General features: G+C 68.4%; 10 protein-coding genes. 1 reads left to right on the forward strand and 9 read right to left on the reverse strand.

Annotated features, from left to right (window positions below):
* Positions 1 to 21: 21 nt before the first annotated feature.
* From BLW44_RS15260 to BLW44_RS15280, 5 genes are all read right to left on the reverse strand, one after another.
* Positions 22 to 1,887 carry an RNA polymerase sigma factor gene (locus tag BLW44_RS15260; protein WP_167347489.1) on the reverse strand — a complete coding sequence of 622 codons (1,866 nt, stop codon included), beginning with the start codon at positions 1,885 to 1,887 and terminating at the stop codon, positions 22 to 24.
* A 262-nt stretch (positions 1,888 to 2,149) separates the two neighbouring features.
* The gene (locus tag BLW44_RS15265) at positions 2,150 to 2,662 is read right to left on the reverse strand and encodes a hypothetical protein (protein ID WP_060928106.1); all 513 of its coding nucleotides are present in this window, start codon (positions 2,660 to 2,662) and stop codon (positions 2,150 to 2,152) included.
* A gap of 92 nt (positions 2,663 to 2,754) precedes the next feature.
* Positions 2,755 to 3,756, reverse strand: a complete 1,002-nt coding sequence (locus BLW44_RS15270) for a class C sortase (protein ID WP_074731885.1) — start codon at positions 3,754 to 3,756, stop codon at positions 2,755 to 2,757.
* A gap of 88 nt (positions 3,757 to 3,844) precedes the next feature.
* Positions 3,845 to 5,326 (reverse strand): SpaH/EbpB family LPXTG-anchored major pilin, encoded by a 1,482-nt coding sequence (locus BLW44_RS15275; protein WP_060928107.1) that lies wholly within the window; start codon positions 5,324 to 5,326, stop codon positions 3,845 to 3,847.
* A 68-nt stretch (positions 5,327 to 5,394) separates the two neighbouring features.
* A complete protein-coding gene (locus BLW44_RS15280) occupies positions 5,395 to 7,971 on the reverse strand; it encodes a DUF7507 domain-containing protein (protein WP_139305294.1) in 2,577 nt (858 codons plus the stop codon).
* Positions 7,972 to 8,178: 207 nt separating this feature from the next.
* Between BLW44_RS15280 and BLW44_RS15285 the strand changes: the two genes are divergently transcribed.
* Positions 8,179 to 8,826 carry a LysE family translocator gene (locus BLW44_RS15285; RefSeq protein WP_060928109.1) on the forward strand — a complete coding sequence of 216 codons (648 nt, stop codon included), beginning with the start codon at positions 8,179 to 8,181 and terminating at the stop codon, positions 8,824 to 8,826.
* 11 nt (positions 8,827 to 8,837) lie between these two features.
* On the opposite strand, the gene BLW44_RS15290 is transcribed toward BLW44_RS15285, so the two are convergent.
* From BLW44_RS15290 to BLW44_RS15305, 4 genes are all read right to left on the reverse strand, one after another.
* Positions 8,838 to 9,635: a DUF1206 domain-containing protein gene (locus tag BLW44_RS15290; RefSeq protein ID WP_060928110.1), complete on the reverse strand. Its 798-nt coding sequence runs from the start codon at positions 9,633 to 9,635 to the stop codon at positions 8,838 to 8,840.
* Positions 9,636 to 9,714: 79 nt separating this feature from the next.
* Positions 9,715 to 10,344: a GyrI-like domain-containing protein gene (locus BLW44_RS15295; protein WP_060928111.1), complete on the reverse strand. Its 630-nt coding sequence runs from the start codon at positions 10,342 to 10,344 to the stop codon at positions 9,715 to 9,717.
* 112 nt (positions 10,345 to 10,456) lie between these two features.
* The gene (locus BLW44_RS15300) at positions 10,457 to 11,320 is read right to left on the reverse strand and encodes an AraC family transcriptional regulator (RefSeq protein ID WP_060928589.1); all 864 of its coding nucleotides are present in this window, start codon (positions 11,318 to 11,320) and stop codon (positions 10,457 to 10,459) included.
* A gap of 88 nt (positions 11,321 to 11,408) precedes the next feature.
* Positions 11,409 to 12,578, reverse strand: a complete 1,170-nt coding sequence (locus tag BLW44_RS15305; protein WP_060928588.1) for an ROK family transcriptional regulator — start codon at positions 12,576 to 12,578, stop codon at positions 11,409 to 11,411.
* Positions 12,579 to 12,663: the final 85 nt, after the last annotated feature.

Here is a 12,663-nt window from a genome sequence, read left to right on the forward strand (position 1 = left end):
ACGCCCTCCCCTCTGAGCGGTTCATCGGACGTCGCCGATCAGGACGGTGATTCCCGCACGTCCTGTAGCGGGATCGACATACCGGGCGGCGACGCAGGAGCATCCCGTCTCGACCTCGACGAGTTCCCCGTCACCTCCGGCCAGGGGCACCCGCAGCATCCGCGAGCGTCCCTCCAGGTCCACGACCTCGATCCACGATCCGCGCTCTGCGAACAGGTGCGCGCAGTCCGCCGGTCGCTCGGAGCCGTCGCCGGATTCGCCGGCTGTGGTCGCCGACTGCGGGACCGCGAAGGTCAGCGGACCCATGGTGACGACATTCCACGTCTCCGACGATTCGGGGTCGCTCACTCGGACCCGGACCGTCATGCCGTGATGGAGCAGATCGCCGGAGATATCGAGCGAGAACGACCCGTCGTCGCCCACAGTGGTCGTGGTCAGCACCACGCCCGCTTCGTCGAGTGCAGAGATGAGCACGCCGGGCCGACCGAAGCCCTCGATCAGCGGCGGGACGAAGGCGTCCTGCGAAATGGTCTGCGTCACGCGGAACGCCGGAGGCGTGTCTGCGCTCGGCGGACCGGACTCCGATCCGGGTGAGGGCATGGGCGATGGAGAGTGAATCGGCACCGGCGCGGGATCGGGTGTCGGTGGCGGTGCGGGTGCAGGCTCATCCACCGGGATCGGCGACGGTGCGACTGACTGTATCGCGCGGTGGTCCGAGGAAGCGGGCGGCACCGCGGTCGGCGGACGAGTGCCGATGTCCATCTGCTCCGAGTCGGCCTCCCTCGAGGAATCAGTCGGGACGGTGTCGGTCGGCGGAGTCGCCTCCGTCGGAACTGCATCGGTCTGAACGACTGGATCCGACGCCTGCGCGCGCGTGGCGGGGGCCGAAGGGCCGTCCGTGTGCGTGGTCGGAGCGTTGAGGGCGCCCGCGACGAGCACGATGGCCACCGCCACCACGAGCGCGGCTGCCGCCGGGACCGCCACGCCGCTCAGCGGAACGGATGCCGAGGCGTGCGCGCTCACGGGTCCGCCCTGGTGCGGGAGCAGCGGGTCGATCGCGGCCGATGCCTGTTCGGGGGCACGGACGTACGCGTCAGCCGCGGCTCCGCCCAGGACGGCGACAGGCAGAATGGAGCGCAGCCTGTGGGTCACCGTGTCGATCTCCGCGAACACCACCTGGCATCCTCGGCATTCCGCGAGGTGATCGCGGAAGCGCCTCTCGTCGTCGCCGCTGACCGGGAGATCACGCTGCGACACCAGTCGTCCGCAGAACCAGCGGCACTCCTCCGGCCTCGACGGGTCGTGGATGTGCGCCGTCAACCACGCCCGTCGGAAGCTCTCCCTCGCGCGATGGGCGAGAGCGGACACCGCATTCGGTGTGATCCCCATGAGCGGTGCGAGATCCCTCGGCTTCATGCCCTCGACCTCGAGATACCAGAGCAGGGTTCGGTGCCGGGCCGACAGCGTCGAGAAGACTGCAGCGACGCTGGACTGCTCCGCCATCCTCTCGATCGGGTCGACGACGTCCGGAGCCAGATCCCGTTCCGACAGCACTTCGATCGATACCGTCCTCCCCCGACGGCGCCAACGGACTGCGGTGTTGCGCAGGACTGCGAAGAGATAGGGACGGAAGACGTCGCGCGGCCCCCCTCCGTTCTTCGTCACGCGGAGTATGGAGGCGAACGCCTCGCTGACGAGGTCGTCCGGATCGGTGGCCGGCTCGATCGCCTTCGCCGCTCGACGCGCGGCGTCCACGTGACGCTGCCACAGGAGCGCGAAGTCGCCGATGTCCCCCTCGCGGACGGCTGCGAGGATCTGCTCGTCCGACGGCTCGTCTGGAAGCCCATCGAGGAGCACGTCCGGGTCGTGCGGCGGTGGCGGGCTCATGCGCATCCCCACCTGGACGACCATCGCGGAACCGGGCCGCGGCGGCCGGTGGCCGACGGAAGTGGGACGAGGCGTTGGGGGCGCCTCGTCCCATCGACTCTCGTGAGGGTCGAATCCGCCGGACGGGATTCGGCCGGGGAGGAACGAATCACGTGAAGCGGGGCGCCGGCAGGGTAACCGTCGCGAGGCCTGAGGCCATACTTACAGGACCCTGACAGCTCCGAATCGTGACGGATCCCGAGGAACTTTCTGCGCACGACGCTCACCGGTCGCTCTCCGCCGGCGACCCTACCGGCGCGAGCGCCAGGAACCGCATCTTGTTCTCGCCGTAGAAGCAGGTCTGGACCATGAACTCGCCGGACATGCCGACCAGCACCTCGACGTTCGACCACTTGGGCGTGTGACGCTCTTCGACGACCTCGTACAGCGTGTCGGATCCCGCCACCCTGACGCGCTGCCCGAGCTCCCAGCCGAGGATGATGTCGCCGCCGCAGTTGTTGTGCGCAGCGAACAGCGGGGGCACCTCGTCGATCCGATACGTGATCATCTCGGTGAACGTGCCGTCGCAGTGATCGAGCTCGACCATGCCGCCCTCGCCCCCCAGCCGGATCTCGGGCAGCTCGTCCGGCGCGAGCAGCTGATGCAGCTGCTTCTGCACCGCGACCTTGACGTTCCCGGTGGTCTTGTCGACCAGATCGGGCGCGAACACCGACGCGGCCAGGAAGACGGCCCCGAGAGTCACCAGCACGATGCTCGTCAGCAGCAATGCCCGCATCCGCCTACGGACCCGGCGCGAGGAGGGAGGCCCTCCGTCCGGCTCCGGTTCCCCGTCCTCGATGGCAGCGTGCCTCGTACGGACGTCTGTCGTCATGGTGCTGTCGGCCCCTCGACGTGCGTGGCACGGCGTGCCGCGCCACGTCGACCAGCGCCTGGCCGACCCGCACGTGCTGCGCGAGACGTGCGCGCCCTGCGGGGGGTGAGGATGACGAAGGTGAGCGCGGGAACACCGATCACGAGTAGCGCCCACCAGGGGAACCCGGCAGGATCTGTCGTGTCGGCGATCGTGGCGGCACCGGATGCCTCCGCCGGCGCGTCGATGCGCTCGGCCCGCACCAGAAGGCGGTGCGTATTGACTCCGGTCGGCGTGCAGGTCACAAGCGTGATGTAGTCCTTGCCCGGCACCTGGCGAAGCGCCTCCGTGTCGTCCGGCAGCACCGTGATGGTCCGATCGACCTCGTAGTAGAGGTCTTCCCCCAGGGTCGTCACGACGATGATGTCGCCGGACACGAGCTGATCGATGTCATCGAACAGCGTCGCCTGCACGAAGCCGTTGTGACCTGTCAGCACCGAATGGGTCCCCGCTCCGCCGACGGGCAGTGACGACCCGTAGAGATGTCCGATCCCACGGGACAGCGTCTCCTCATCGGTTCCATGGAAGATCGGCAGGTCGACGTGGATCCGAGGGATCCTGACCCGCGACATGGCGTCGGTCCCCTCGAGACGAAGCGTGTCGAAGTATGCCGAGGCGCCCTCACCGATCGCCGTCTGCTGGCCGTCGGCGCCGAGCGCGTACGGATCACGGAGAGGACCGGTGGGCAGATCCTCGTTGTAGGCCTCTGCCTCGGCGAGCATCTCCGAGATCGCCTCATCGGGTACCTGCTCGACCGACTGCACGTAGCCGTCGACATCAGTGTCGTGGCTCCAGGCGGAGAACCAGGACGCGGCCGTCGGATAGACCAGCACCACGACGCCGATGGTCGCGATGAGCATGACGATCGTCTGGCTCCACCCCCAGCGTGCCCGCCGCGCGCGAACGGTCGACGGACGCGGCGCGGGGGCATCCGATGAGGCGGTGTCGAGGAGGGTCATCAGCGCTTTCAGGTGAGGGAGGTGAAACACGAATGGGCCGTGCGGGGGAAGGAAGCTCTTCACCTCCCCCGCACGGCCGGTCTGCGGCTTACGCCTCGATGGCGGCCTTGCGGCGGCTGCGGATCGCGAGCAGGACTGCTCCACCGAGCAGCAGTACGCCTCCGGCGATGAACAGCGTCGTGCCGGCACCACCGGTCAGCGGCAGCTTGAATCCGGCGTTGGAGGGCACGTTGACGACCTCGAGGTCGACACCGACAGCCGTGGTGGCTGCGGTGACGGTGAACTCGATCGGCTCGGCGAGGAGTTCGAACCCGTCGGGAGCCACGATCTCGGCGAGCCAGTACGTCTGGTAGCCCGCGTCGCCTGCGGCGACTGCGGCGTTGTTCGCCCAGTCGGAGTAGCGCAGGCCCGAGATGGTGACGGTGCCGTCAGCTGCGACGGCGAACTCCGTCGCGCCGCCGAGAGCGATCGCGTTGGTGCCGTCCGCGGCATCCTGCTGGGTCGGGTACACCGAGAAGACGGCACCGGTCAGCGGTGCACCGGCCTTGTCGGTCTTCTCGACCGTGATGTCGCCCCACTTGGTGATGACCTCGGGGGTCACGGTGGGCCCGCCGGGCTCGCCGGGGGTGATGGTGAAGGATCCGAGGTTCGGGTACAGCACCGCGGTGTTGGCGATCTCGCCGATCTCGTTGACGGCGGCGGTGATGACGACCTGCACCTCGGTGCTGTTGTGGGCGGCGAGCACTGCGAGGCCGGCGGCCGTGAACTCGACCGTCACTGCGTTGGTGGCCGCGTCGTGCGTGATCGTGTAGTCGGTCGCGGCGAGCGCCGTGCCGTCGGCGAGGGTCACGGCGGCGCTGACGTAGTCGAGCTTGCTGTCGAGCGTGTCGACCACCTTGTATCCGTCGATGACGGCGACGTTCGGGATGTCGGCGGTGATCGTGAAGTCGATCTCATCGCCGAGCTTGATGTCGGCCGAGTCCTCGACGGTCTTCGTCGCGGCGGTCAGGGCGTTCTTCGGATAGACGTGCACGTCGTAGAGCCATGCGTCGTCATTCGCCGGATCCGTGAGCGGCACCGTCACGAGGAACGGCGCGACGCCGGTGGATCCCGCCAGCGGCGAGGTCTCGACCACGAAGTAGACGCCGAGGTCGAGGTTCGCCAGAGCGATCTCGCCGTTGGCATCCGTCAACGTCTCGCCACCCACGGCACTGGCCGTGTAGCCGGCCGCGGTGATGTCGGCGACGCTGTCCGGGTTCAGGTCGGCGAGGTCGCTCGCGTCGATCCAGCCCTGGTTGCCGGTGAGATCGATGGTGTCGACCTTGTAGACCGTGAAGCCGACGCCGGCGAGCGGCGGCAGTGCCACGTTCTGCTCGGTACCGTCGTTCGGCAGTCCCGTCGGGGTCTCCGGTGCCTCGTACTTGTGGATCGTCAGCGATCCCACGGCGTCGGGGTCGACGAGGTTGGGCGTCGCCGCACTCGCGGGAGCCGCCAGGGTCAGTGCGGCGATACCTGCGACGAGCAGGCCGGCCGCGACGCGGGAACCGCGTGGGGTGTTCGGAGTGTTCACTGTGTCTCTCTCTCGGTGGCCAGGTCGCCCTGGCAGGTGTTCAGCTGGTGGTGGTCGGGTCCTGCAGGTCAGGCCTGCGGGTCGTGGGTCTCGGCGTGAGCGTTGCGGCGGCGGACCCGGAGGGCCAGTCCGCCGGCGATCAGCACGACGAGGGAACCGGCGAGGAGGTAGGGCAGTGGCCCTGCTCCACCGGTCGTCGGAAGAAGCATCGCCGGCACGTCGCGCACGGTGATGAGCTGCCCGGTGGCGGTGACAGCCTCATCTCCGCCTGCGGTGATGCTGACCGTGCGATCGGCATTGATGACGAACTGCACGGGAGCAGCCAGCAGGGTGAAGCCGTCTGGTGCCGCCAGCTCGCTCAGCCAGTACGTTCCGGCCGGGATGCCGTCGATCTGGAACAGCCCGGTCTCGACATCGTCGAGGGTGAAGGGCAGCGCCGTTCCCGGCTCTCCGTTCACGTCCTCGAGGATCGCGAAGGAGGAGCCGTCCATGCGCACCCACGTGTCGTCGCTCGACTCCCCGATCTTCTCGATCTGCAATGGGATCCGGAACGCTTCGACCGGAGTCGTGGTGCTGTCGTCGTTGGACCGCACCGGCCCGCCGTCGGGATCTGTGCCGGTCGAGTGGGCCGTGTTCACGACCTCTCCCGCGTCGACATCGGCCTGGGTCAGGACGTACGGGGCGTTCGCGACGCAGTGCGCGATCTGGGCCGGGGCGATCGTCGCCGGAGTGCAGGTCACCGTGATGCTGCGCTGCGTGAGCCGGTCGTCGACCACGGCGATCCCTGCGACGGTGACGTTGCCGGTGTTGGTGACGTCGAAGGCGTAGAGGAGGTGGTCCCCGAGACCCGTCACGCCGTCCTGATCGACGTCGACGATCGAGACCGTCTTGTCGAGAAGCAGTGCGGGCGTCCAGACGGCCGGGATGATCTCGTCGTCGGTGTCGGTGACGTTCGGGCCGGTGGCCGGAGTGCCGGTGGTACGCGCCACGTTCGTCAGCGGTGCGTTGTCGAGGTCGCTCTGCTGCACGACATAGGTCGCCGTGCAGGTGAGCTTCGCCCCGCTCGCGAGCGTCACCGGAGCCGGCTTGTCGCACACCAGGGTGCTCATGTCCCCGACACCCGAGAACGAGTCCTCGGTGATGGTCACGTTGGTGAGGCTCGTGTTGGCCACCGTGTTCGTGAGCGCCTTCGGTGTGGTGTTGGTGGCGACGAACGTGTACGTCGCGATGTCCCCGACGGAGTCGTAGTTCGCGATGTTCGAGGTCTTCACCAGGTCGATGGACGGCTTGATGAACTCGACCGACGCGTTCTCCGGCGGGTTGAGGTTGGTGGTGACGTTGGCCGGGCCGTTGACGTAGGTGCCGTCGGTGTTGGACGTGACGTCGACCGTGATCGTGCAGCTGGCCTGCCCGAGGGCGAGATCTCCGCCGGTCACCGCGATCGACGTGCCTCCGGCAACCGTCGTGCGGACGAGGGCATTGCCGGTGACCTGCGCGCACGTCCCGCCGATGTTCGGCGTCGGAGCGATCACCAGTCCCGTGGGCAGTGCATCCGTGAACGTCCAGTCGCTCTTGGCGAGCAGGTCGGTCGTGTTCGTGATGGTGAATGTGAGCTTCGATACCCCACCACGAGTGACGACGGTCGGCGAGAACGACTTGTCCAGGCTCGGGGTGACATCGAGGAGTCGGATGTTGTCGAACCCGCCGTCGTTGCCGTTCGTGACGCCCGAGGCGTTGTACATCTTGATGCCGAGCGAGCTGCCCGCGTACTGGAAGGCCGACGTGGCCTGCAGCGACTGCACGTAGGCGGTCATGGTGGTGTTGGTGCCCACCGCGAGCGGACGGTTCACGACGACGGTCTGACGGGTCGGGCTCGGTCGGCACCCGTTGAGGACACCGCCGACGTTGGTGGCGAGTCCTCCTCCGTCGACCAGCTGGAACTGGTACTGCGGATCGCTCGCCTGCGTCGTGGTGCTGGCGGGGTTCGCGCAGTTGCCGTACACGGTGTCGACGCTGAAGGTGTAATACCGGTTGGGCGTGACGGGGATCGACGTCGTCGTCTGGAACATCACGCCGTTGGTGGGTCCAGAGCCGATGACATCGCAGGTGCCGGTGTTGCCGAGAGCGGTGAGCTGGCATTCGGTGTAGCCGGAGACGATGTGCTCGTTGTCGCCGCTGCCCGTCACCACACCCATCGCTCTCGCGAGCGTGCGGATGCCGTTGTAGCTCTGCACTCCGGCGACGGTGCTGCACTTGTTGGTCAGCACCGGCGTGGACGCCCACGCCGGAGCGAGCGAGTTGTTGTAGCTGAGGATGACGCCGTTGCAGCGGTTTCCGTTGATCCACGAGGTGCTGCCGGTGTAGGTCTGTCCCGCCGCCCCGACGTATTGCGCTGCGCCGTTGGCGGTGGTGTACGACTTCGCGCCCGTGGCGAGGTTGGTCATGCCGTTCTCGAAGTTCTCCGTGAACACCACGGTCGGGGCTTCGGTGACCCCAGCGGCCGCCTGGGCGGTCGGGGGTTGGGGCGGCGTGATGCCGAGGGACGTCGCGACGACGACCGCACCCACCGCCACGACGATGGCGCGCCACCACGCGGTGACTGCGGTGCGGGGTGTTCTCCCCCGTCGATGTGAGCGAATGCTCATGTGCGTCCCGATTCCGGCGGTCGGCCGCCTGCCGTCTCTGGCAAGGCGGCGAAGCGATCGCCTGTCCCCAAATTGCGTCTAGTCCCCAGTGCAAGACAGGTGGCCGAGGCTGCCCGTCATATATCCAGACTCGAGCGCGGAGGTTTTATGACGGGGCCACCGATATTCCGTTGATCCGATCCGACCGAGGCACCGTAGGCTCGCAGCATGTTCAGCGTCGAGACCCTCGCCACCTTCGTCGTGGCGGCGTTCGTCATGGTCGTCATCCCCGGGCCGACGGTGCTGTTCACGATCGGCAGGGCGATGGCGCTCGGCAGGATGGGCGGGTTCCTCAGCATCCTGGGCACTGCGCTCGGTTCGATCGTGCTGGTGGTCGCGGTCGCTCTGGGCGTCGGGACCGTCGTTGCGCAGTCGATCGTGCTCTTCACCGTCGTGAAGGTGCTCGGCGCCGGATACCTGGTCTTCCTCGGCATTCAGGCGATCAGGCACCGCAAGGATGCCGCCGCCGCAACGGCAGGCGCGCCGCAGAAGCGCTCCGGCGCACGTCTTCTCGGTGAGGGATTCGTCGTGGGGGTCACGAATCCCAAGTCGATCGCCTTCTTCCTCGCGATCCTGCCCCAGTTCGTCGACCTGCACGCAGGCTCGGTGCCGATGCAGCTGTTCGTGCTGGGTGCGATCGTCGTCGCGATCGGTGTCTCGTGCGACGCCGTCTGGGTGCTCCTCGCGAGCGGTGCCCGCGAGTGGTTCGGTCGCTCACCCCGCCGCCTCGAGGTGATGAGCGCCACCGGCGGCGGGCTGATGATCGGACTCGGAGCGTTCCTGCTCGTGTGGAGCGAGAAGCCGGCTGCCGCCTGAGAGGCGGCGTCTCACATGCGGGCGAAGCGCGCCCGCACGAACGAGAAGACGCCGTAGACGGCGAGGCCGACTCCGACGAGCCAGAGGATCGCGCGCCCGAGCGGCAGTTCGATGAGGCTGCGCAGCGCGGCATCCAGTCCCGCTGCCTTGTCGGGGTCCTGGGTCCACGCGGCGACGACGAAGAGCACTCCGGTGACGGCGACCGCCACGCCCTTCGCGATGTACCCGGCGACGCCGAGACCGACGATCGCCGGTCGCGAGACTCCGTCCGGCACGTCCATGGTCTTCTCGAATCCGCGCGTGAATCCGATCACGATGAAGCCGATACCCACTCCGGCCACGGTGAGACCGAGGATGCTGAGCACGGCCCCGCCGCCGGGTACCGCGAGCACGACAGCACTCAGGGTCTGCGAGGTCTGCTCCGATTCGACGTGCCCGCCGAAAGCGAAGATCAGCGCGAGTCCGGCGATCACGAGGTACGCGGCTGCGATGCCGATCAGCTTGATCCGCATCCCCCACTTGCGGGCCTCCTTGCCCGCAGCGAGCAGTCCGCTCGCGATCTGCCATCCGGCGAGCGCGATCAGCGCGACCGCGATCACTCCGAGCAGGAGGCCGCCGACGGGCGTCGAGCGGATCTGCTCCATCGCGCCGTCCTGATCGGCATCCCCGCCGCCGCCCGAGGCGATGGACACTGCGATGGCACCGATGATGATGTGCACGACGCCGACGACCACGAAGCCGGCACGTGCGATGCGTCGGAACGAGTCGGAGCGCTGGGCCGTGCGCGCGGCGTCCTTGGGGGTACTCATCTGTGCAGGATATCGACGGTGAGGATCTTCCTCAGGGGGCTTGCGCGACACGTGGGCCGACGTCACGGAACTGCGAGACTCAAACGCGTTCGACGGGTTGCCGCAGGATCGTGCGCAGCTTCGACGGATCCACTCTTCGGACGTCACTGAGGTAGATCTCGTGGTGCAGGCCGGTCATCCGCAGTCCGTTCTCGGGGATGAACTCGTTGTGCAGCCTGTCGAGCACCGGAGCCTCGTCGTCGTACGAACCGACGTGCAGCGTCTGCACGCACAGGCCCTCGTCGAGGCTCTCGATCCGCACCGTGCGCAGCGACGGAGACGACTGCTTCTTCGCGGCGAGCTTCGCCTCGACAGTGTCGACGGCCGTCGCGAACATCTCGCTCGTGACGTGGTCGGGGATCAGGATCATGAGCGTCCACAGCCAGGCCGACTTGTCGCGCCGCGAGGTGAAGGACTCCGTGTCGGGGGCATGCCACAACCCCTCCAGCGGCATCACGACCGTGTCGATGCCGAGTTGCTCCCTGCTCGCGAACTTCAGCGTGTAGGCGATCGGGAAGAGCGCCGCGACCGCCTCGGTGTACGCAGGCGCAGTGTTCGGGTCGCCGGCGCCGTCGACCATGAGGTACTGCATCGGGGGTACATCGAGCAGTCGGAATTCGCCCCGCTTCGCCCGATAGGCGTCGAGCGTCTTCTTCGGATCGATCGCCATCGCGTCTCCCTCTCCCGCGCGGACCGCCAGTGGCCCACGGTCCGTCCGGCACAGTGTGGCACGGACGCCCGACATCGAGTGGCGGCGCGTCTCGCGCCGCCACTCGATGACGTCACGCCGGTTCGATCGCCAGCCAGAGTTCGCACGACGCGTGTGCGCCGGTGAACTCGAGATAGCGGACGATCGACGGCCCGGGGCGCAGTCGCCACGGATTGGACGGGAACCATTCGGTCGCCGTCGCCGCCCAGAGGCTCTGCAGCGTCTCGGGGAACGGACCGGTGGCGGCGAAGACCGCCCATGCCCCCGGCTCCACCCGCAGGACGTCGAGATCCGCCGGCACCGGCGTCGTCGGCCGCAGCGAGACGCCGTGCAGATAGGTGAGCTCGGTGCCCTCCGGAGCATCAGGCGCGATGTCGGCGGTCACGGCGAGGATGCCGCTCGGCTCGGTGTCGTTCAGCTCCTTGAGCCTGGAGTGCTCCTGCGGCGCCATCGATGCGATATGGGCCTGGATATGCGGATTCGCTCCCTCATGGATGAGCGGGACTCGTGCGGCATGGCCGACGAGGACCAGTTCGGGGGTGGTGGTGATGGTGACGTCCATCGGGATGCTCCCTTCGACGCTCAGGCGGAACCGGAGCGTGGGTTGTGTGCGGAGAGGACCCCCGTCTCGGCGCGCGTCTGCCGGACCGATGCCGTGCACGGCGCGGAATGCGCGACCGAACGCCTCGACCGAGCCGTACCCGTGACGCACCGCGACATCCAGGATGTGCGGTGCGCCGGCGGCGAGCTCCGCTCCGGCCAGAGTCATGCGCCGGCGACGGACGTACTCCGACAGCGGCATGCCTGCCAGCGCGGAGAACATCCGCCGCAGGTGGTACTCGGTCGTGCCGTGCGCACGGGCGAACCCGCCGACGTCGAGGTCCTCCGCTCGGTCGGTCTCGACGAGATCGACCAGGGCGTTGAGCGTTCCGATCATGGGATCCTCCTTTCCCGACCATCGTGCCGCCCGCGCGGGGCCGGTCACCCGACTTCTCCGGTCCGTTCCGATCATCCTCGCGAGAGGATCAGCTCCGCTCCCCCGGATCGGCGAGGAGATCGGCGAAGGCCAGCTCCGCCGCACCGATCAGCAGGCGGTCCGCGCCGAGCGCGGCCTGGCGGATCTGCAGCCCTTCGGCACTTTCGGACATGGCGAGCTCGGCGACGGCATCCGCGATCTGCACACCGCGCAGCTCCGCGAGAGTGGCGAGGAACCCGCCGAGGACGATGAGCGCGGGGTTGAGCACGTTCACGGCGTTCGCGAGCGCGCTTGCGAGTACGTGCGACTGCCGGGTGATCTCCTCGGTGACGGTCGACGACTCGGCCGCGGACAGTGCGGTGTCGAGCGTCTCGTCGTCCGCAGCCTCCAGGCCCACCGCGTCGAGCAGCAGCCGACGGCTCACCTCCGCCTCCAGCACGCCGTCGGCGGTGCGGCGGTCCTCGTCGGCGGAGATGCGCGGCCGGTTCTGGCCGAACTCCCCCGCGTAGCCACCCGCCCCGGCGACCGGCCGCCCGTGGATGACGAGACCGCCGCCGATGCCCGACGCCCCGCCGTTCAGGTAGACGATGTCGTCGATGCCACGGCCGGCGCCGTACCGGTGCTCGGCGATGGCTCCGAGGGTCGCATCGTTGTCGACGACGGTCGGCAGCGAGGTCGCTGTCGCCACGAGCTCGGCCAGCGGCACGTCCGCCCATTCGAGGTGAGGGGCGTTGCGCACCACTCCGTCGGAGGAGCGGACGAGCCCCGGCACCGCGATCCCGATCGCTTCGACCCGGGAATCGGCGAGCGGACCGCGTCGCCAGGCGGCGATCCGATCGACGATCGTCGCGGCCACGGCGTCGGGCGTGGGCAGCGCCTCGTTCAGCAGGCGCTCTCGGACGAGGATTCCGCGATCGAGCCCGACCGCGGCGAGCTCGATCGCATCCACCTCGGGGTTCACCGCGATCGCGACCACGTTGGCCGATGCCGTCACGACGGGAGAAGGGCGACCGACGCGGCCGGGGACGTCCGGCACCCGCTCGTCGACGAGTCCCCGCTGCACGAGCTCGGCGACGAGGTCGGCGATCGTGGAGCGGTTGAGCCCCGTCCGCTCGGTCAGCGCCGCTCTGGACTGCGCGCCGTCCTCGTGCACCAGGCGCAGGATGCGGGCGAGATTGTTCGCGCGGGTGCCCGGTGCGGGAGTCGGGGAGGACGGCATCCCTTCACTGTAGGGGCTGGACGCCCCCTACGTCATGAGATATGTTGTGAAGCACAACTTATTCGATGACCTGCACAGGAGCAGC

It is taken from the genome of Microbacterium hydrocarbonoxydans (assembly GCF_900105205.1).
Lineage (GTDB): Bacteria > Actinomycetota > Actinomycetes > Actinomycetales > Microbacteriaceae > Microbacterium > Microbacterium hydrocarbonoxydans.